At 65.3% G+C, this 21418-nt stretch carries 12 protein-coding genes and 1 riboswitch; of the genes, 8 read left to right on the top strand and 4 right to left on the bottom strand.

Translation table 11 applies throughout. The features are described from left to right. Positions 1–85: 85 nt before the first annotated feature. A complete protein-coding gene (locus KA712_20815) occupies positions 86–3907 on the bottom strand; it encodes a DUF4215 domain-containing protein (protein ID MCG5055415.1) in 3822 nt (1273 codons plus the stop codon). A gap of 228 nt (positions 3908–4135) precedes the next feature. Here KA712_20815 and KA712_20810 point away from each other — a divergent pair, with 228 nt between their 5' ends. Next, positions 4136–4939 carry a hypothetical protein gene (locus KA712_20810; GenBank protein MCG5055414.1) on the top strand — a complete coding sequence of 268 codons (804 nt, stop codon included), beginning with the start codon at positions 4136–4138 and terminating at the stop codon, positions 4937–4939. Between the two features lie 24 nt (positions 4940–4963). Here the strand turns inward: KA712_20810 and KA712_20805 are convergent, their stop codons facing one another. Further along, complete coding sequence (locus KA712_20805) at positions 4964–7462, bottom strand: glycoside hydrolase family 31 protein (protein MCG5055413.1); 2499 nt, start codon at positions 7460–7462, stop codon at positions 4964–4966. 172 nt (positions 7463–7634) lie between these two features. Next, a riboswitch (cyclic di-GMP riboswitch) is annotated at positions 7635–7709 on the top strand. A gap of 11 nt (positions 7710–7720) precedes the next feature. Between KA712_20805 and KA712_20800 the strand changes: the two genes are divergently transcribed. The 5 genes from KA712_20800 (at position 7721) to KA712_20780 (ending at position 14783) form a co-directional block, all read left to right on the top strand. Continuing rightward, positions 7721–9079 (top strand): hypothetical protein, encoded by a 1359-nt coding sequence (locus tag KA712_20800; protein MCG5055412.1) that lies wholly within the window; start codon positions 7721–7723, stop codon positions 9077–9079. A gap of 254 nt (positions 9080–9333) precedes the next feature. Beyond that, positions 9334–11214, top strand: a complete 1881-nt coding sequence (locus KA712_20795) for a DUF1592 domain-containing protein (protein MCG5055411.1) — start codon at positions 9334–9336, stop codon at positions 11212–11214. Between the two features lie 81 nt (positions 11215–11295). Beyond that, the gene (locus tag KA712_20790; protein ID MCG5055410.1) at positions 11296–12825 is read left to right on the top strand and encodes a DUF1552 domain-containing protein; all 1530 of its coding nucleotides are present in this window, start codon (positions 11296–11298) and stop codon (positions 12823–12825) included. A gap of 132 nt (positions 12826–12957) precedes the next feature. Further along, entirely contained in the window at positions 12958–14247 is a 1290-nt protein-coding gene (locus tag KA712_20785) for a hypothetical protein (GenBank protein ID MCG5055409.1), read from the top strand. Positions 14248–14264: 17 nt separating this feature from the next. Then, a complete protein-coding gene (locus KA712_20780) occupies positions 14265–14783 on the top strand; it encodes a hypothetical protein (GenBank protein MCG5055408.1) in 519 nt (172 codons plus the stop codon). On the opposite strand, the gene KA712_20775 is transcribed toward KA712_20780, so the two are convergent. Further along, positions 14767–16761, bottom strand: a complete 1995-nt coding sequence (locus tag KA712_20775; protein ID MCG5055407.1) for a PAS domain S-box protein — start codon at positions 16759–16761, stop codon at positions 14767–14769. The two genes, KA712_20780 and KA712_20775, sit on opposite strands and share 17 nt — an antisense overlap. Before the next feature lie 106 nt (positions 16762–16867). Here KA712_20775 and vgrG point away from each other — a divergent pair, with 106 nt between their 5' ends. Beyond that, positions 16868–19012: a type VI secretion system tip protein VgrG gene (gene vgrG / locus KA712_20770; GenBank protein MCG5055406.1), complete on the top strand. Its 2145-nt coding sequence runs from the start codon at positions 16868–16870 to the stop codon at positions 19010–19012. A gap of 52 nt (positions 19013–19064) precedes the next feature. Here vgrG and KA712_20765 read toward each other — a convergent pair whose 3' ends face one another. Then, positions 19065–19220 carry a hypothetical protein gene (locus KA712_20765; protein ID MCG5055405.1) on the bottom strand — a complete coding sequence of 52 codons (156 nt, stop codon included), beginning with the start codon at positions 19218–19220 and terminating at the stop codon, positions 19065–19067. A gap of 218 nt (positions 19221–19438) precedes the next feature. On the opposite strand from KA712_20765, the gene KA712_20760 reads away from it, so the two are divergent. Next, positions 19439–21406 carry a glycoside hydrolase gene (locus KA712_20760; GenBank protein MCG5055404.1) on the top strand — a complete coding sequence of 656 codons (1968 nt, stop codon included), beginning with the start codon at positions 19439–19441 and terminating at the stop codon, positions 21404–21406. The last annotated feature ends 12 nt before the right edge of the window (positions 21407–21418 follow it).

The raw sequence follows: 21418 nt of genomic DNA, 5'->3' as shown, positions 1-21418 counted from the left end.
CTCCCCCCTTGCGCAGCGGATTGCGCGACCGAAAGTCAGGTGCGGCGGTGGGTCGCCTTCACTGAAGAGCGCCGCCGCACCTTCGTTACAGTACGGGGACGATCTTGCAAAGCGTGCTACAGCCCACCCCGCCGTCGCATTCTTCGCCGAGGCTCGACTGGATGCGGCCGTCGCCGCAGAAGGGCGCGATCTGGCACGAGGTGGTGCACTTGCCTTGGCCGTAGGGGGCGGGTTCGTTCTGGGCGCCGAGGTCGCAGGCTTCGTTGCCGTTTTTGGCGCCGTCGCCGCAGTAGTCGGCGAGGGTGCAGGTGGGCCTGCAGGTGCCGTAGGCGCCGCTGTTGACGCCATCGTCACACTGCTCGCCAAGGTCTTTGGCGCCGTTGCCACACTTTATCCGGCAGCGTGAGTCGCAGGTGCTTTCCAGGGTACCGTTGGCGCTGCCCGTGTCGCAGGCCTCGTCGGGCTGCTTGACGCCGTCGCCGCACGAGGGCAGGGGGATGGCGGCCTTGCAGTCGCTTGCGCAGGAGCCCGGCGTGCCATCGTTTTTGCCGTCGTCACAGACCTCGCCGAACGTGACGTCCACGGTCCGATCGCCGCAGCGGGGGGCGGGCCGGCAGCGGGTGGTGCACACGTTGCTGCCGTAAGCGCTGCTGCTGGCGTTGGCGGGACCCTGGTCGCAAAGCTCACCGGCGGTGGCCTGTACTTCGTTGTCACCGCAGCGGGGGCCGAACGCGCAGCCTGGCGCGCAGGTGCCGTAAGTGCCGTCGTTTTTGCCATCGTCACATTGTTCACCCCCGTTGGGGATGCCGTCGCCGCAGCGAGGCCCGAGGGTGCAAGTGGACCGGCATTTGCCATAAGCCCCCGTATTTTGCAGGGTGCCTTCGTCACACTGCTCACCGGGATCGAGAAGCCCGTTGCCACACTTGAGCCGGCAGGTGGCCATGCACGCGCTGCCCGAGGTGCCATTGACGGCGGCGCCGTCGTCGCACGTCTCGCCATCGCTCGTGATCCCGTCGCCGCAGCGGGGGCCGAGCTTGCAGCCCGCCGCACAGAATCCGTAGCCCATGCCGTTCTGTGCGCCCTGGTCGCACTGCTCCCCGTACGTCGCGTCGACCATGCCGTCGCCGCAGTAAGGGGCAAACCGGCACCCGGCTCCGCAGACCTGAAGGGCGCCTCCGTAAGGTGTGAGGTTGATGCCGTTGTCGCACAGTTCGCCGTCCGGGGTGCTCGTGACGGCGTCGCCGCAGCGAGGGGGCAGGGTGCAGTTGGGGTTGCAGGTGCCATAGGCGCCCGTGTTCGCGGCCGTGCCGAGGTCGCAGGCTTCGTTGGGCGTGACGAAGCCGTCGCCACACACGGGGGTGCATTCACTCCGGGAGCCCGTGAAGTTCGACAGGGTGAGCCTGTAGTTCGACTCGGTGGTGTGACGCTCGGCCTGGAACACCACGATTTCGTACACACTGCCCTTGTCGAGGTCGAAGTCCACGGCTCTCCGGTTGTTGCAGTTGGTGGTGACCAGATCGCACACCCGTCCCGTGCCGTCGTTCGCATCGAGGATCACGCTGCCGTTCCTCACGCCGTGGATGCCGCCGATGTCCACTGCCAAGCGCTTGTTGATGAACACCCAGACGTCATCGTCTCCGCTGAAGTCGAGGCGCTCGCCGCCCCTGTACTCGAACCAGTACCGCACCTCCGAAGTGAAGTGAAAGTTGTGGGAGCCGTTGTTGTAGTTGCCCCACCCGAGCCCATCCAGGGGGAAGAAGTCCGCGTTGGCGTAGCGGTATTCGCCCGTCATCAACTTGGTGAAGGTCAAGCTCGACTTGAGGGTCTTGTTGTAGGCGGCGTTGTCCCGGTACCACACACCGAAGTAGTCGAACGAGACGCCCGGATCGTTGTTGGTGGTCCTTGCCTTGTTCTGATCGACGTGCTGGGGCTTGCCATCCACGCCCAGCAAGGGCTTCACGATGCCCGTTTCTTCGCCGGTGGAGTGTTGGAAGTCCGGGTGCCCGTTGGTCTCGTTTTTGGCTTTGAAGTCGCGGTACACGATGGGGAGGATCAAGGGGTCGGGTGTGATCTCGCGAGGGCTGCAGGTGTAGCCGCTCTCCACTTTGCATGCGGCGCTGCAGCCGTCGCCCGAAACGGTGTTGCCGTCGTCGCACTCCTGGCCGCTTGCGAGGTCGATGGGAAGCAGCAGGCCGTCGCCACAGGCTGTCATGCAAGGTCCACCTGCAGGAGGGCAGAGAGGCTCTTTGCGACAGAAGGGCGAGCAGCCGTCACCCGAATCGTTGTTCCCGTCGTCACACTGCTCGCTGCCTTCCTGTGTGCCGTTGCCGCAGACGGTGCGCTGGCAAGGCAGGCCCGGCGCCGGGCACACCCACCCTGCGTCTTCTTCGTCGCTCGGAAGTTCCAGCTTGCACGCGGCGCTACAGCCGTCCCCCCCGTCGGCGTCACCGTCGTCGCACTGTTCGGCGCCCGCGACCAGGCTGTCGCCGCATCGTTGCGCCCGACACGTGGAGCCCGCGGGACAGCTCCATCCCGACTCGACCTGGCAGGTGGCACTGCAGCCATCGTTGGCAACGTCATTGCCGTCATCGCAGGTTTCGCTGCCGCCGAGGCGGCCATCGCCACAGCGGATGGTGGAAGAGCAGAGCTGGCCTGGTTGAGGGCAGACGAAGTTGGCTTCCTTGATGCAGTCAGCGGTGCAGCCGTCGCCGGAGACGGTGTTCATGTCGTCGCACTCTTCAGCGCGGGCAAGGCTGAGTTTGCCGTCGCCGCACCACTCGGTGAGCTGGCAGCGGGTGCCTGGCGCGTTACAGGTAAAGCCGGGCTCTTCCCTGCAGGAGGCGGAGCAGCCATCGCCGGAGAGGTCGTTGCCGTCGTCGCAGAACTCACCGTAAGAGAGGCGGCCGTCGCCGCAGCGCTGGGAGGGGACGGGGACGCAGGGGCCGCCAACGCCGAGGGCGACGGGGCAGGTGAAGCCGGGTTCGCTGGATTTGCAGTCGGGGCTGCAGCCATCGGCGGGCAGGGTGTTGCCGTCGTCGCAGGCCTCGTCGCCGACGACCAAGCGGTCACCGCAGACGATGGTGGACAGACAAGGCATGCCGGGGGTGGGGCAGGAGAAGAAGGGCTCGCGCCTGCACAGGCCGGTGCAGCCGTCGCCGGGGGCGACATCGCCGTCGTCACACTCTTCGTTGGGACCCAGAGAGCCATCGCCGCAAAGCTCGTCTTTGGTGCAGGGCTGACCGGGCAAGGGGCAGCTCCAGCCGGCCTCACGCTGGCAGGTGCCCGAGCAGCCATCGAAGGAGACGGTGGCGCCGTCGTCGCAGGTTTCGCTGTCGTTGATGGCGCCGTCGCCGCAGCGGCTGGAGGAGGTGACGGGGGTGCAGAGGGCGCCCGGGGTGGCGCAGGCAAAACCGGGTTCGCGGTCGCAGGAGGCGGAGCAGCCGTCGCCGCTCGCGGTGTTGCGGTCGTCGCAGGTTTCTGCGCCGGAGAGCAGGCCATCACCGCAGAGCACGGTGGAGACACAAGGCTCCCCGGGGGAAGGGCAGGCATAGTCCTTTTCGACGCGGCAAAGGCCCGAGCAGCCGTCACCGGGGCGGGCGTTGCGGTCGTCACATTCCTCGGCCGGGTCGACGAGGCCATCGCCGCAGAAGGACGAGGCGGCATCGTCGGGGCAGAGGGGACCTGGGCAAACGGGGGCGTCGGGCAGGGCAAGGGCATCAGTGATGGGAAAGACAAAGGCGTCGAGGGGGTCGACGGGCGGGGCGGCGTCCGTGCTTTGGCCGCCGGCACCACCCGGGCCCGCGATCTCGATGAGAGGGCGCTCGATACAGCCACCTACGAGGCTCCCGCCCACGGCAAGGAACAGGAAGGCAAAAGGAAAAGCGAACGAGGGGCGTAAGGTCTTCAAGGCCGTCATCTCCGCGGTGAACCTGTCGTCGAGCCCGCTTCGTCGAGCGTTCCCGGCGGATGAGCCGATGGCCCCGGCAATGCCGGCGCCGCGGCTCCCTCCTTTAGGCATCGAAGGTCCACCCGCCAACCTTGAGGCTGGCGCGCTGCGCGTGGCTTGGGTGTGCGTGGCGCCTTCCCGCTGGAAGTGGAGGTGCGCAGCAGCGTACACTCAAGCCTGCGTCCCACCATGCCGCTTCCGTTACAGCTGTCCTCTTTTTTTGTGCCCGCTGCGCTCCTGTGTTCCCTCCTGCGGGCCGGAGACGCGGCCTGGGCCGCTGACGCGAGCGCGGGGCCTTTCCCGGACAGCCTCGTTCTGCCGAACCCCGCTCGGGGCATTTCCGAGGTGCGCCTCACCGCGCTCGACGCGGTGGCCCGCACGGCCTCTGGGCGGGTCGTCGTGAACCGGGCCGTGGCGGAGGCGATCTCGACCGAAGAAGTTCAGAGGGCCCTGCGCGACAAGCGGCCCGAGCTCTTGCGGGACGTGACGCTCGTCAAGACGCGGTACACGGGCGCCAAAGTCCAGGTGAAAGAGGTTCGTTTGCTGCGGGCCGACGGACCTCGTCGCATGAAGTTCGACGTGGTGGGGTTCGTCGACGCGGACGAAGACGAGCGGGTGTTCGAGGGCCTCAGCTATTCCTGGCAGCCGCGCGGGCGCAAGCCCGTGGCTGACTTCACGGTGCACGGACACCTCGACTTCGCCTTGGTCCCGAACGAGGCGCTCACGGCGCGCCCTTTGCGCGTCTCCGTTGCGAGCAACACGATCGACGTGGAACTGCGGGTGTCTTTGGCCAGCGGGCTTCGCGCCAGCTTTGCGTACGCCCGGCCGGTCTCCGAGCAGCGCCCCGAGCTCGTCCCCTCGCTTCGAGCGAACGAGTTGCCTTTTCTGGCGCGCATGCGCCTCGACGACTTACGCATCCACGATGTGCTTGAGGATCGCCTCATCCTCGACGTCGCGATAGGTCCCCTGGGCCCGACGCCTGCCTCGGAGTGAGTCGGGCCTTCGGCGGCCGGGACCTCACCGCCGAAACTCGACCCTGAGAGCTCCGAACGTATCCGGCATCGTGAGCTCGGAGAAACCAGTCGCATCGCGGTTCACGGCCGCGGGCTTTCCGTTGACCGTGGCCGATGCGGCGTACCGTTCGGGCGTGCGCACGACAAGAGAGCGGGGCGCTGGTTTATACGTCCCCTGGCACGCAGAGATGTCGACGCGAACGCGCTCGGCCGTGCGCACGCTTCGGAAGACACGCACGCACGCGGCGCCGTTCACATAAGCCATGCTCTCGCCATCGTCCTCGTAAAGGGTGCGCGTCGTCTCGCGTTCGGACGGATAGACCGAAACCCGAAGGGGCTGTCCCGGCAGCTGTCCCGTGTGCTGTACCACGTCCGTCGAGAAGACCACGCCCCCGGACCGGACGAAGAGCGGCAGGGTCGAAAGCGTGACGGGCACGGTGAGGGTCTGCCCTCCCCCCTGAGCCAGTGCGGTCTGGTCGCCTGACTTGGGGCCCTTGGATCGCGCCCCCGCATTCAACGCACCCGTACGGTGGTCGTACCAATCTCCGGGGGGCAAGTACACCTCGCGCTCGAGCGCCACTTCCTTGAGGACGGGCGCGACCAAGAGATCTTCGCCCCACATGAACTCGTCGTCCCGATCCCAGGTGGCAGGGTCGTCTGGAAATTCGAGGAACAGAGGGCGCATGGCGGGCACACCCGTGGCGCTTGCTTTTTGCATCTCGTTGTAGATGGTGGGCAGCAAGCGGTAGCGCAGCTCGATGATCCTACGGTTCTCGATCTCCTTCTCGACACCGTAGGACCACGGCTCCTGATCCAGGCTGGCGCGCGTCGTGTGCGCACGCATGAAAGGGAAGAACACGGCTGCCTGCGCCCATCGGGTGAAGAGGGCGGGCACGGGGGAATCGGCGAATCCGCCCACGTCGTTGCCCACGAACGCAAAACCCGAAAGTCCCATCCCCAACAACATGGGAATGCCTCCGCGCAGATGCGCCCAGTCGCTTTGGTTGTCGCCTGTCCACACGGCACTCCACTTTTGGCCGCCCGCGAAGCTCGCGCGGGTGAGCACGAAGGGGCGCTGGTTAGGTCGCGCTGCGCGAAGGCCCTCGAAGGTGGCACGTGTCATCTGCTGCCCGTAAACGTTGTGAACCTCACGGTGATCCGTGGGCTGTCCTTCGTTGTCGTGACGAACGTCGAAGGGCATGGTTCCGTTCTGTTGATCGCCCACGGCGGGCTCGTTCATGTCGTTCCAGATGCCCGCGACGCCCATGTCCAGAAAAGGTTTGTAGAGCTCGGCCCACCAGTGCCGTGTGCTGGGTCTCGTGAAATCGGGAAAAACGCTGCGCCGCGGGGGCGTTGCGCGCATCGGCCACACGGCGCCCGTAAAGATCGTGCCGTCTTGTGCGCGAACGAAATGATCCCCTGCCAGGCCCTCATCGAATACGGGGTATCCGCGCTGCTCGGGGGGATGGGGATCCACGATGGTGATGACGCGAAAGCCCTGGGCGGCCAGCTCCTTCAGCATGCGGGGCGGATCGGGAAAGCGCTGTTTGTCCCAGGTGAAGGGTTTGAACCCCTCCTGGTAATCGATGTCCAGCCACAGGGCGTCGGCTGGAATCTTCTTTTCCCGGAACGTGTTCGCCACCAGCCGCAGTCGTGACTCGGGCCAGTAGCCCCAGCGCGACTGATGAAATCCCAGGGCCCACTTGGGGGGAAGGTTGATGCGCCCGGTGAGTGCGGTGTAGCGAGCCACCACATCCTTGGGGTGCGGACCGGCGATCACGTAGTAGTTGAGTTCCCCCGATTCAGCACCAAACGAGAGCAAGCGCTGTGATTCGTGTCCCACGTCAAACGAGCTCCGGGACGTGTTGTCGAGAAAGACACCGTGGGCGCGTGCCTTGCGCATGACCATGAAAAAGGGAACCGATACGTAGATGGGATCTGTGTCGCTGTCGTACGCAAATGTGTCGTTGTTCCACATGGTGTACGAGGTGCCGCCCAAGTTGCGGCCGCGCTTGTCCAGGCGCCCTCCCTTTTCGCCAAGGCCGTAGACATGTGCGTCGTCTGGCAAGGTCTTCCAGACGCGGGTCGTTCGGCCCACGAATGCGATGCCGCGTTCAGCGTCGTCTTCGTCGATCACTGCGCCTGCGGTATCGCGAAATGTGAGCCGAAGTGGGCTGTGATTGATCGAAACGCTCAGGCCTTGAACCCTCACGAGGGACTGCGTCGCGCCCACCTCGACCGTGGGCTTCGTCGTCACCTTCGGTCTCGGTGAGGTCAACGCGTAGGAGTGGTCGCGGCCCAACGAGGCGCGGGGCGAAAAGCGCACCCGCAACACGTGATCGTTCTCAGCGCCCACCCACAAGGTGCCTTGGTCGCTCTGGAACGAAAGCCCGTCGGCCTGCGCCACAGGGCGAGGCATGTCACCCAGAGAGGCCCAGCCGGCCGTTCCCACACGGGGGGAGAGCCCGCCCGACAGGATCCACGCAAGAACGAGCACGAACACGGCAGCCTTCGAGGCGAATCTGCGGCCCCGGACTGTAGCGGCCGAATCATCAGGTGTTGTGCGGGGCACAACAGGTCCCCTGGTCCAAGGGCTGTTTTTGTCCCATATTGAGTAAGCTGGCTTACGTTCTATACATGGCACACCGATTGCTCTTCTCCGGGACAAGGGAATGTTCCCGAAACGGCAACACGCGGGCGACCGCGTTACGCAAAGCCACGGAGCTCCTCGAGCTGGCCGGGCTACCGAAGGAGACCTCAGATGAACACCGGATTCGCCAAGACCCTTGGATTCCTGCTCCTGGGAGGCGCCGTGGGCTGCGGCGCCGCCCCCGGCCAAAACGACAACTCTCTCCTGCAGGACGATCCCATCTCCCAGGGCGTTCTCAGCGAAAACGGTCTGTCCGCCATCAACGGCCTGTCCGCCATCAACGGCCTCGTGGCCACCAATGGTCTCATGACCACCAACGGCCTCGCCACCACCAATGGCCTCATGACCACCAACGGTCTCATGACCACCAACGGCCTCATGACCACCAACGGTGGCCGCCTCACGGTCAGGTACATCGCCAAGTGCGCGCTGGCCGCCAACGACTCGATCAGCAAACAAGACAACAACGGCAACTGGCACACCTTCCCCGGTGGCCTTGGTGTGGGCACCGGCTGGAAGAACGGCGCTTGTGATGCGCGCTGCCAGCAGCAGATCAGCGCCTGCGTGCTCGCACACCTCAACAGCACCGGCCAAAACGTGCCCATCTTCGTCACCGCCGACCCCGAGGACATGCCTTCGGTGGGCTTCTCCCTCGCTTACCAGGTGGGTAGCGACGCGCACATTCAGGAAGGCGTGTACATGGGCAACGTGTTTGCGTCCAACCCGCCCGTGGCTCATTACGCCAAGGGCCAGGGCTTCAAGGCCAACATCGCCGGCCGCCTGGGCGCCAGCTCTGGCAACCCCTACAAGCCCATCGAAGGCTACCGTGTGGACCAGGCCACCAAGTACACGGGCCTCGCCGAGCGCCTTTGCAGGCAAGTGCCGGTGGGTGATGGCGAGCACTACGATTACTCCTCCTGCGACTTCCACAGCGCGGCTTTTGGCGGTGGAACCTGGACCAACTGGCCCTACACGATGACCACCTACGTGAACTCCAACTACAACGGCGCCGTGACCCAGGACAACGTCTCGCGCACGCTCTCCTTCGAGGCCAATACCCTCGGCCTCGTCACCGAGAACCCCTCCGAGATCTGGACCACGTCGCACAACTTCGAGTTCGCGAACATCATCGATGCCTTCTCGCCTGGCAAGCTGAGCATCGAAACGGTCAAGGGCTCGAAGCGCCTGTGCGCCTACGACCAACGTGACACGATCACCATCACCAAGAACACGGGCGAGCCCTTCTCTCTCACCACCTTCGACCTCACGAAGCTCTGGGACGAATCTGCCGCCACCAGCTACCGCGTCTACGGCTACGTCAAGGGCCAGTCTGGCCGCCTCGTCAAGGACGTGTCCCTGCCCGCCTCGGGCACCTCCACCGTCAGCCTGTCGTGGAACAACCTCCTCAAGGTGGAAATCATCTCCACCACCGGCAGCACCTGCATCGACAACGTCAAGCTCAAGACCTAATCGCCCCTCCCCGAGGCGGAGCGCGAGGAGCCGGACGGCCCCCCAACAGGGCGCCTCCCGGCTCCTCGACGTTTTTCGGAGCCAAAGAAGGCGCAGGCCCGCCCCCCTGCGGGGTCTAGCTTGATTAGTCATAGTCACTAAATAAGATATAACCTTGACGCGAGTTCCGTGAGGGGGCATTGTACGGTTCTAGACGGCGTTGGAGCAGCTTTGGTGGTTCTAAGTGACCTCCCGCGCGTGACTTGGGGTCTACCATGAAGGTTTCGGTAGTCATATCCGTGCGTGTCCCTCAGTTCCTCGCCTTCCTGATCGGGGCGCTGCTGTGGTCTGCCTGCGTGGGCAACGTCAGCCGCACCCCCGTGGAAGACGAGCCTCCCCCGGAGGAGGAGCCCGACCAAACGACCGAAGAGCCGCCTCCCCCTCCCGAGATCGTACCGGTCAAGGACGAGACGGGCCGCGTGATCGGCGAAAAGCCCACGTTTGCTTGTCAGCAGTCCGTGGCGCCCGCGTCGGTCGCCCTACGCAAGCTGACGGCCACACAATACAAGAACAGCCTACGGGATGTCATCGACAGGTCGCTCGGCGATGCGAACGAGGCCGCGGCGGTGTGGAACAGCCTCGCGGATCTGCTCGCCAAATACCCGGCCGAAGAGCGAGAGAAGGTCCCGGAAGACCTGCATGGCAGCTACAGGCAGCTCGACCAAGACTTGCAACAGGCTCATGTAGACGTGAGCTACGACGTTGCGGTCAAGGCGGGAGCTGAGCTGGTCCAGGGCGAGCGATTGTCCAAACTGGTGGGCGCGTGTGCCACGGACAGCAACGCCGCGAATGACACCGCCTGCGTGGACGCCTTCCTGGAGCGTTTTGCGGCTCTGGCGCTGCGTCGCCCTGCCGAGCCAGAAGACCTGAACTTCTACCGGGGTATCTATGGCACGAGCGGCGGCGTCGATCGCCTTGCCCTGGCGGATGTGATCGCAACGGTCCTCTCGGCGCCTCAGTTCCTGTACATGGTCGAGCACGGGGAGAACGAGGCTGGAGGCAAGCCGGGCGTCTACCGACTCTCTGCTCATGAACTGGCCGCTCGCCTTTCCTATCAGCTCACCCAGTCGATGCCGGACGCCGAGCTATGGGACGCCGCACAGGACGGCAGCCTGAGCACCGCCGAAGGCTACGAAGCACAGGTGGACAGACTCATGGCGGACAGCCGGGGGCGGAATGCGTCTCGCGAGTTCTTCATGGACCTTCTGAAGGTGGAAGATCTGCCGGCGCTCGACAAGTCGATGGATCGGAAAGACTTCCGCGCGTTCGCCGGCGAGCTCGAGCCCAACGGCGCGCTTCGACAAGACATGGTCCAAGAGCCGATCGACCTCTTTCAGCACTACACCTGGACGGTCGACGGAACGGTGCAAGACCTCCTTTCGAGCGAGCTGTCCTTCGCGCGGACCTCAGCGCTGGCGCGGATCTACGGCGTCGAGGCCTGGTCCGGTGAGGGGCAACCGCCCTCCATCGCTGCGGGCGAGCGGCCTGGCTTTCTGACCCGGGCCGCATTCCTCTCGACGGGCATCACGACGACGAGGCCCATCATGAAGGGCGTATTCATCCGCCAGAGTGTGCTTTGCGATACCATTCCGCCCGCGCCCGAGAACGCCGGGAACACCCCCGTCGACACCTCGAGCAGCACCACGCGAGAAGCCGTCGAAGCCATCACGGAGCAGCAGGGAACGACCTGCGCCTCGTGCCACAGAAACCTGATCAATGGGCTCGGCTTTGCGACAGAGAACTTCGACTCTCTGGGGCGCCAGCGCACTCAGGAAGTCCTCTTTGACGATGCGGGGAAGGAGCGCCTGCGAAAGCCCGTCATCACGCGCAGCGTTCCGCGGGTATTCATCGATGACGACCGCGAGGTGGAAGGGCCGGGTGACCTGATGAACCGGATCGCCGAGAGCGGGAAGGTGGAAGCCTGCCTTGCCCGAAGCTACTTCAGGCACACGTTTGCGCGGTGGGATGACGTCGAGAGCGATGGCTGCGTGCTGGAGCGCCTCCGTTCGCAGCTGGCCGGAGGCGGGAGTCTGAAGAGCATGATCCGATCGATGGTGCTCTCGGACGCCTTCAAGTCGCGCCGTATCGACCTTTGAAAGCAAAGACTGCTCGGTCCGAGCTACGCCCACAGACTGACACACAACCGGGTGACGATGAATCACCCACCGGAGACTTTCATGAAGCCAGTTGTCGTTAGCCGTCGTCAGGTGCTACGGGGTGCCGGGGGATTCACGTTGGCGCTTCCCTTCCTTCCTTCGCTGGTTCCGGTCCGCGCCTACGCGGCCACTCCCGTGATCGCGCGCCAGCCTCGTCTGGTGTCGCTGGCGTCGAACCACGGGGGCGTGCGAGAAGCCACGATGTACCCGCCCGAGGCGTGGCTCGACAAGTCTCTGCAGCTTTACCCGGGGCACCAGATCCGGTGGGGAAGCTTGAAGTCACAGACCGAGGGCGGAAGCACCGCTCTATCCGGAATTCTGCGGGGACCCACGAACAAGTTGACCCCCGCGTTGGTTCAGAAGCTCAACGTGATCCGAGGGCTCGACGTTCCCTGGTACATCGCGCACAACACGGGCGGTCACCTCGGCAACTACGCCCGCAACGACGGCAACGGTGGCGACGGGAAGGCCTTGCAGGGCAAATCCACGCCCACCATCGACCAGCTCCTGGCTTTCTCCGATAAGTTCTATCCGAATCTCTCCGGGATTCGGGAGCGGGCCATGATCACGGGCGCGATCAACCAGCTGTCGTTCAACTTTTCGAACCCCGCGAACCGGTCGGGCACCATTCAGCCCATTTCGGGAACGGGAGAGCCCAAAGACCTGTTTACGAAGATCTTCGACCCCGCTGGGGGGGGGATGGGGGCGCCGCCCCCCGCGGCGCGAGCTCCCATCGTCGACCGCGTGCGGGAGAACTACAAGCGCCTCAGAGAATCCAACCGACGTTTGTCGGCGGAGGACCGCCAGAGGCTCGATGATCACATGCAGCGGCTCGCGGAGCTCGAACTCCGCGTGGGAGGCGGTCCCGTGGTGCGGTCGGCGGCGTGCAAAGATCAGAAGGCCCCCGGCGCGGTCACCGGTCGCGCGCGCTATCAGGCCTTGAATGACGTCATCGCTGCGGCGTTCATTTGCGGCACGAGTCGAATCGCCGTGATGGGGATCGATGAGAGCCAGTTTGCCTCGAACAGCAGCAATTGGCACCAGGGTGTCGCTCACTTGTGGGACACCTCGGGGCAGGGGCTGCTCGTGGAAGCCAATCGCAACCTCTTCTCCGAGGTGTTCGTGGATCTCATCGCGAAGCTCGGCGTCGAGGAGCAGCCGGGCCAAACGATCCTGGACAACAGCTTCGTGGTTTGGACCAACGAGTCCGGAGAAGAGACTCACGATTCTCGCAGCCGCCCCACGATCACGGCAGGCGGAGGCGCGGGAGCCTTCCAAACGGGCCTGTACATCGACTACCGCAACATGGCGCCCTCTGCCCGCCTGTCCATGTTTGGGCAGGCCAAGGGGCAAACAGGCCTCACGCACAACCAGTTCCTGGCCACGATTCTTCAGTCGTACGGGCTTCCTGCTTCCGACTGGCAGAACATTCCCAACAACGGCCGCACCGGATACGGTCTCGACTTCGTCTCCGGCGACTACAAAAAGGCTTACGTTCCCCAGGTCATGGAGAACGCCAGCAAACCGCTGCCCGTATTGACCCGCGGGTAGTGCCAGCGGCCTCCGCCTGGGGGGGACAAGCCGGGAACGAGAGGTCTACGGGTGGGGGCTCTCCACCCTGCGGACCAGGACAAACGCACGGAAGGTTCCGGGCGTGGCCCTTTGCGGGTAGTCTTGCACGGCTTGCCCATGCGGTCGTTGCTGGCCTGTTGTCTCGTCACGCTTTGCGCGGTCGCCTCCGCACGGGCTGCGACCGACGGGCAAGCGGCGAGCGCTTCGCCGCAGCTGCCCCAGGCTTCCCCGTGGGGCACCGCACCCGCGCCGCGCCGGCAGCAGGTGCTGGGGTCTTTGGGGTCGTACCAGGAAAACGCGCTGCTTCGCGTGCTCGAAGAGCGAGGACTCGAGATCGAGCTGCACCCGGAAGGTAAGCGCGTTGCCGGCGTGCTGGTGAAAAACTTCGACGTATTCTCCCGGGAAGAAGACGGCCGGGTGCTCGGTTGGCTCAACTTTTTTCATATGACCACGCGCGAGCACATCATTGCGCGCGAAGTGTTGCTGCAGCCGGGTGACCTCTGGGATCCCGTGGTGGCGCAGGAAACCAGGCGCCGGCTCACCGAACCGCTCTTCTCCGCGTTCGTCGTCGTGGCGCCCGTCAAGGCGCCCACGCCCGGCGAGGTGTTCGTGTTGGTGGTCACCCGCGACATCTTCAGCTTGCGGCTGAACACAAACTTCGAGTTTCAGGGCAACGTGCTTTCGCTGCTGCACATCGAGCCGGCCGAGAACAACTTTCTCGGCCGCCGCAAGCGTGTGGCCGGCGACCTCGAGATCACGTTGGGCCGTTATGCCCTGGGCCCCACCTACTTCGACAGCAACATCGCGGGCTCGCGGTGGCAGCTTTTGGCGCTGGCGCGCGCCTACGTGGGACGGGAGGAGCAAACTTGGGAGGGGCGGAGGCTCTATGCGAAGCTCGAACACCCGCTGTGGGCGTTCAGCCGCCGGTGGGGAGCCGTTTTCAGCTTGGATCAGTACGAGGCCACCGAGCGCAGTTTTTTGGGCGCGGGGCTACGCGCCTACGATGACCCCAACACGACGGCCGTCGAAGCGGTGCCTTGGCGCTACCGGTATCGCACCCTCAGCGTCGACACGCGAATCACCCGCCAATCCGGCACGCACGTCATCAAACAGGTGAGCCTGGGCTACGACTTCGACTTGCGCCGTCCGGAGGTCTTCGACGCGCTCTTCGTGGAGGCGCCTGCCTTGCGTGCGGCCTTCGCGCGCGACGTACTGCCCCGCTCGGAGCGGGTCTCGGCCCCGCTCGTGGCTTACCGGATGTTCACCCCCGAATTACGTCACCTTCCACGACTACGACACCTTCGATCTGCCCGAAGGACGTTCGGCTTGGGCCCGAGCTCGCGCTGTCTGCCGCGCGCGCCCTGCCGGCACTCGGGGCCGACAGGTCTTTCTGGCGGCTGACCGGTAGCGTGAAGTTCGTGTCCCGACTTGGCAAGAACGGCTTGTGGAGTGCGGAGCTCGAGGGCTCCACGCGGCGCCTTGCCGACAGTTGGGTCGACAATCAAGTCAGGGGCGGACTTTTGCTCGCCACGCCGCTGCTTTTCGAGGCGGGTCGTGTGGTGCTGAGGTTGCGTGCCGATCGCTTGATCGAAAACCGTGCCGTACGCAATGTGGCCCTGGGAGGGGACAGTGGTTTGCGGGGGTATCCGATCGGGGCGTTCCTGGGGCAGGCTCTGGCGGTGGGGAACCTCGAGGTGCGCACGCGGGGCATGCGGGTGTCCTTCATGCGCCTTGGCGTCGCGGCCTTTTGGGACTTCGGTCACGTGGCGGCCCGCTTCTCCGATCTCGTGCTTCATCACGACGTGGGCGCTGGCCTGCGGCTCTTGATTCCGCAGCTGCAGCCCACCGTGATTCGTGCGGACTGGGCGTTCGCCACCCAGGGCCCCACGGCCGGCCTTCCGGGCCGGTTTTCTGCGGGCTTCACACAGGCGTTTTGACCGTGCTGCCTTGCGGGAAGAGCTGGGCCAGCAGTGCCTGGTCGTTGACCGGCTTGAACACCACCCCGTCCACCAAAGCGGCCTGGTCGGCGTCGAGGTCTTGCCCCGTGAAGAACAGCACCCGCGCCCTGGGCAGGTGTTTGCGAAGGTCGGGAAGAATGAGATCCGCAGGCCCTCCCGGCATCGAGCGGTCGAGGAGCACGAGCTCGATCGAGGGCAGCTCACGCGCGAGGTCCAGCGCTTGCGCGAGCGTCGAAGCACGCCATACGCGCAGGCCGTGTCGCTGCAACAGGGCCGCGGTCGCCGCCGCCACGTCGTCCTCGTCGTCCACCACCAAGACGTCACGGATGCCGAGGGAAACGGCGGAATCGCCACGGTCCATGCGCTCTCCGTCGTGCAAGGTAGCCTCGACGGCTGGCAAGTAGAAGCTGAGCTGCGTGCCCTCCCCAGGCGCCGATCGGCACCCGGTACATCCGCCCGCTTGCTTCACCACCGCATGGGCCAATGCCAGCCCGAGCCCTGTGCCGCGGCCCACGTCCTTCGTGGTGAAGAAGGGCTCGAAGATGTGGGCTTGCACCTCGGGGGTCATGCCCACGCCGTTGTCCTCGACCTCGATGCAGGCATATAGGCTCACGGAAGGGGGCTCGTCTGGCGTGGGAGTTGCCTCGACCCGGCGCACGCGAACCAAAACGCGCTTGTCGATCCTGGAGGAGGCCAATACCGCATCTCGCGCGTTGATGAGCAGGTTCACCACCGCTTGCTCGAGGTCGGCGGCTGCCACGAAGACGTCGACGTCGTCCAGCACCTCTACCGATAGGGAAACGTGGCGCTCGAAGGCGTTGCGACAGATCTCGAGGGACCGGCTCACGACCAAGGCCACCGAAACGGCTCGGGGCGTTTCGTTGCGTTTGCCCGCGAAGGTCATCAACTGTCGCACCATCTCCGTGGCCCGCGCTGCGGCCTTCTGCGCACCCGCCGCGATGCCATCGAGGTCGCTCGGGATCACGGGACGCATGAGATCGAGCGCGGGGACGATCGCTGCGAGCATGTTGTTGAAGTTGTGGGCGATCCCCGCCGTGAGCTGCCCCATGGCCTCCATGCGCTGCGCCCCCCGGGCCCGCATCTCACGCTCGTGTTGTTGGGTCACGTCCATGGTGCCGCCGATGATGTGCGTCGGCTGCCCGCGCTCGTCGCAGAGCACGTCGCGGATCGTGGAGACCCAGCGCAGCTCACCATCGGGGCGGATGATGCGGTGAGGGGGCCCCGCGAAGCGCCCGGGAAGCAGGGGGCGCTGCATGTCGGCAAGCACGCTCGCTTGGTCGTCCGGATGCACCAATAGCCGCGCGTAGTCCCCGGGCAGCAACGCCTCGGGGTGGCCAAAAAGCTGGAAAGCGTGGTCGTTCCAGGTAACCCTCTGCGAGCGCAGCTCGACTGCCCACAGGGCAACCCCCGCCGCCTCGAGCGCCAGATCCAACATCGACTCGCTCTTGCGAAGCGCCAGGGCCTGAGCGTTCTGGGAGGTCACGTCGATGGCCACCAAAACGAAGCCGGTGCTTCCGTCTGCGTCTTTGACGGGGGCCACGTAGCTCTCGTAGTCCGCCGGCTGGCCGTGCGGGCCCATCCCCGAGACCTGGTAGCGCTGGGGCTCGCCCGTGGCCAGGCAGCGTTCCACGGCTTCGCGTGCCACGGAATGGTGTTCGGGGGGCATGTAGTCGAAGAAGTTTGTGCCCAGCACCTGCGCCCGGTCGAACCCCGGCTGCATGCGGCTGATGGCCTTCAGCCTGTAGTCCGCGTCGTAGCGGATGATGAAGGCGGGGACCGCCGCGAAGAGACCCTTGAGCAGCTCCTCGGCCTCCGTCGCCTCTTCGCGGGCCTGGTGGGCCGCATGAAGCTGCGCTTCCAGCTGGGCGATGCGCTCGAGGAGCCGGGCGGACGCGGCGTCTTCGGGGGGGCGGTCGTCGGGGGCTATGCGCGACACCCCGGCAGTATAGAAGCAATCCTTTGGTCTTCGCACCTTTCGGCAGGTCACGGTCCCAGGGCAGGTTGGCTTCCCCGGAGCTGCGAAGCGTCGTAGGATGCCCGTCATGGCCATGGATCGGCGGTTCACGGTGGTTTCGCCTTTGGGCGAAGACGTGTTGAGGCTCAAGAGCATGAACGGGCACGAAGCGCTCGGGCGTCCGTTTCGCTACGAACTCGAGCTTCTCTCGGAGCAAGCCGAGGTGGACGTGGACATGCTCATCGGCGCGCCCATGACGATCGAGGTACGGCTTCCCGACGAGGGGCTGCGCCGCTTCTGTGGCCTGGTCACCTCGTTCGGTGAGGCGGGTGGCTTTGGCCGCTACGCCCGCTTTCACGCCGTGCTCGAGCCCTGGTTTGCGGTGCTCGATCTGTCGACTGATTGTCGGATCTTTCAGGCCCTGCCGGTGCCCGAGATCGCCAAGAGCGTGTTTCGCGACCACGGGTTCTCGGACTTCGACGAGCGCCTGTACGAGATCTACCGCGAGTGGGAGTACATGGTGCAGTACCGTGAGTCGGCCTTCGCTTTCATCAGCCGCCTGATGGAACAGGAGGGCATCTACTACCACTTTCGCCACGAAGTCGACCGACACTTCCTGGTGTTTGCCGACTCCTCGAGTTCGCATGATCTGGCCGCCGGCTACGAAGAGATCCCGTTTTTTCCTCCCGGGCAAACGCGCCGAGAGCGAGAGAGCGTGAACTCGTTTCATCGCGTGCATCAGATGCAATCGGGGGCGGTGGCCCTCACCGACTTCGACTTCAAGCGGCCCAAGGTCAGCCTGATGGCCGAGGTCAGCGACCCTGGCCCGCACGCCCACGCCTCCTTCGAGGTCTATGACTTTCCCGGCGAATACGAGGCGGCGGCGGTCGGACAAGACCTTGCGAAGCGGCGCCTCGAAGAGCGCCAGGCCGCCTACGAGCGCTTCGAGGGCACCGGAGACGTGGCAGGCGTGGGTGTGGGACAGCTTTTCAAGCTCACCAATCACCCCCTCGACGGTCACAACAAAGAATACCTGGTGGTGGAGTCTCAGTACACCCTTGTGGTCAATGGCTACGAGTCGGCCGATCAGGGGCTCGACGAGAGTTTTCACTGGTCGTTTTCGGCGATCGATTCCCGACGCCCCTTTCGTACGCCGGGGCGCACGAAGAAGCCCCTCATCAGGGGGCCCCAGACCGCGGTGGTGGTAGGGCCGGGGGGCGAGGAGGTCTGGGTCGACGAGTTCGGTCGCATCAAGGTGCAGTTTCACTGGGATCGCGTGGGACAGAAGAACGAGAACAGCTCGTGCTGGGTCCGCGTGTCACAGGCCTGGGCGGGGGCGGGCTTCGGGGTGGTGACGTTGCCCCGCATCGGGCAAGAGGTGGTGGTCGAGTTCTTGGAAGGTGATCCGGACCGGCCCCTCGTCACGGGGCGTGTTTACAACGCCGACAACATGCCGCCGTACAAGCTGCCCGACAACAAGACCCAAAGCGGGGTCAAGTCCCGCAGCAGCAAGGGCGGCACCGCGGACAACTGCAACGAGATCCGCCTCGAGGACAAAAAGGGCAGCGAACTCTTCTTCGTGCAGGCGGAAAAGGATCTGGAAACGCTCACCAAACACGACGAGCAACGCACGACCCGAAACAACCGCACGAAGACGGTGGGGAACGACGAAACCGTCTCGATCGGCGCCAACCGCAGCGCCACCGTGGGAAAGAGCGAAACTCTCACGGTGGGCGAGAACCAAAGCGAGAGCATCGGCGGCGACCAGAGTACGTCTATCGGCGCCAACCACACGGTGACCGTGGGGGCAGGCCAAGCCGTGATGGTGGCCGCCGTCCAGTCGGTGGCTGTAGGGGGCGCCCAATCTCTCGACGTGGGCGCGGAGCAATCTGTGTCCATCGGAGGGGCCCAATCCCTTGACGTCGGCATGAATCGTTCCCTGAACGTGGGGGGCGGCCACACCGTGACCGTGGGGAAAGATGAAAACGTAACAATTGAGGGGAAACAGGCCATCAAAGTCATGAAGGATGGCACCCTCGACATCGGAAAGAAGATGGTGCTCACCGTGGGTGACGAGCTCACCATCAAGGTGGGCAAGGCGTCCATCACCCTCAAAAAGGATGGCTCAATCACCATCGATGGTAAGGACGTGAAGCTCAAGGCTTCGGGCAAGATTGATCTGAACGCCTCGAGTGACGTCAAGATCAAGGGCAGCAAGGTCGGCCAGAACTGAGCGTGGCAGATCCGCCCTGAACGGCCGTACGAGCGGCTGAAACGCGCGTTCGCTAGAACCGCCGCAGCCTGAGCTTGCGGTACTGAACCCGCATCGGGGCGCCCGGGATCACGGGCACGGCCAGTACGCCCGAACGCCGCCGTCGCTCGCGCTCGTCATCGACGAGCGATGACGTGGGTTGGTCGTTGATGTAAAGGTCGATGCGCAAACCGGCGGGAAGTCCTCTCGCTTTTTGTGCCGGAAGCTCTCATTTTCGGTGGTTCATCCAGCCGTCTCATCGGCGAAACGGCCGCGCCGCGTTCGGAGGTCCCGTCAGGTGGTATGTGGTAAACGAACGTGCGGCCTCTTCGGCGCATCTTGCCCGTAATGTCTTCCTCTGTGCCTCCCTCAAACTCCGTCCGTCCGCCCGCGCCGGCCCGACGATCCGTGTTGCAGGCTGCCGGTGCGCTCGCGGCGTTGGTGCCTTCCTGCACGGCCAGCAGCGTAGCGCCTCTCGGGGCAGGCGTGGCGCTCCCGCCGGTGCGGCGCGAGGGACGCGGGATCCAGCACCTCGAGAACCAACACCTGCAAGTCACGCTCTTCGACGACGCCTCGGCCGTCATCGTGGTGAAGGCCAGTGCGCAGCGCTGGCGCATGCGGCGGGTGGCCCTTCAGGATGAACGCCCCTTCGAGGAGGGGCTCGTGTGGCCGCTGTCGCGTCGTTCGTCGGCGCAGACCTATGCCGCGCGCTTCGTGGCCCGGCAAGAAGGGCCGCACGTCCGTTACGTCATGTTTGGACGCGACGGGCGCCCGCAGGCCACGTTCGTGGCGCACGTCACGCTCGAAGGCGCGGCCCTGTGTTTCGACCTGCGGGAGCTGCCGCGCGAGCTCGAGAACCTCACCTTTCCGCCTCCACTCGAGTGTGACAGCCTTCTCTTCCCGCAGGGTGTAGGGGCATGGGTCAGGGAGCCGCTCACGGAGCCGCGCTTTTGGCGCGCCCTCGGGCATCTCAACATGCGCTTTTTCGCCGGGCTGCGCGGCGGGCACGGCTGGCTCGCCATCTTCGCGCGCGGGGCGGAGAACGCCGGGGTCATGGCCACGGAGATGTCGGCCTCTCCCGGGTGGATGCAATCGCTGTCGACGTGGCGGGGGCCTCACACCGTTCGGTATGAGTTCGTGCAGGGAGATCACGTTGCCGTCGCGCGCGCGTTTCGCGTGTGGGCCCAAGGTCAGGGCCTGCACGGCTCGCTCCGCGAGAAGCTGCAACACACCCCCGCGTTGCAGAGCCTGGCGCGCGGCCGCCTGCTCACCTTCGTGGAGGCCTACACCACGGACCCTCTTGTCGACGAAGAGCGCCTGCGCTTCGGGACCGGACCTGGCGTGTCCCGAGAACCGCAGCTCCACGTACGCCTCACACACGGGGATGTCGCGCGTTTGTTGGCCGAGGCGAAGCAGATGGGTGTGTCACAAGGCATGGCCATGCTGCAAGGCTGGGCGCCGGGGGGATACGACTGGCGCCACCCCGATGTCTGGCCTCCCGAGCCTGCTTTGGGCTCGCTTTCCGAGATGAAGGCCTTGCTGACTTCGTCACCGCCCTTCACGCTCGGCGTGCACGACAACTACCAAGACATCTACCGCCAATCCCCCAGCTGGCCCAAGGGCGTCAACCGTCGCGCCGATGGCAGCCGGATGCCCGGGGGCCCCTGGCGCGGCGGCCAGGCATTCATCTTGAACTCACGAGCCAGCCTGCGCTACGCCGAACGTAACTGGCGAGAGCTGCGGACCCTCGGCCCTCGCATGATGTACATCGACACCGTCACGGCCGCGTCCCTCTATGAAAGCCACGACCCTTTGGAGACGCAGACCCGTGCGGACGATCTCGCGGGCAAACGAGATCTGCTGCGATTCTTCAAGGAACAAGGTTTGGTTGTGGGCAGCGAAGAGGGCGCCGACTTCGGTGTGCCGCTCACGGACTGGGTGTGGTGCCGCCACACCCGCAGCGCGCGCGTGTCCGTTCCGCTGTGGCCGCTCGTCTACCATGATGCAGTGCTGAGCAGCCGCATTCAGCCGCACTTCGATGCGGTCTTGAGTGGCGATGTTCGGTCTGCGCCGCGCGGGCCCGCCCCCCGCTGGCTTCCGGATCTGCTGTGGGCCTATCCGATGTGCGAGTCCCCTGAGGGCGAAGGGAAAGCCGCGCGGTGGGCGCCCACCTTCGCCGCGTCGCTGCCCGTCGACGCGTGGCTCGAGCGGACGGGCACTGCCGACCTCTACGCGCACCGGTACGTAACGGAAGACGGAGAGGTGGAACAAACCGAGTTCTCGAGCGGTCAGGCCTTGCTGGCGAACTTCGGAGACCAGCCCACGAGTTTCGAGGGCCAAACGGTCCCGGCCGGTGGCTTCGTCATGCGCGCGTAGGTGCGCCGGTTT

The organism is Myxococcales bacterium, from assembly GCA_022184915.1.
In the GTDB taxonomy this organism is placed as follows: Bacteria; Myxococcota_A; Polyangia; order Fen-1088; family Fen-1088; genus JAGTJU01.
This window is presented reverse-complemented; position numbering and strand designations above follow the sequence as displayed.

Coding starts and splice junctions, on each gene's coding strand:
- KA712_20810 (MCG5055414.1), top strand. CDS start 4,136: ATGCCGCTTCCGTTACAGCTGTCCTCTTTTTTTGTGCCCGCTGCGCTC.
- KA712_20800 (MCG5055412.1), top strand. CDS start 7,721: ATGAACACCGGATTCGCCAAGACCCTTGGATTCCTGCTCCTGGGAGGC.
- KA712_20795 (MCG5055411.1), top strand. CDS start 9,334: ATGAAGGTTTCGGTAGTCATATCCGTGCGTGTCCCTCAGTTCCTCGCC.
- KA712_20790 (MCG5055410.1), top strand. CDS start 11,296: ATGAAGCCAGTTGTCGTTAGCCGTCGTCAGGTGCTACGGGGTGCCGGG.
- vgrG (MCG5055406.1), top strand. CDS start 16,868: ATGGCCATGGATCGGCGGTTCACGGTGGTTTCGCCTTTGGGCGAAGAC.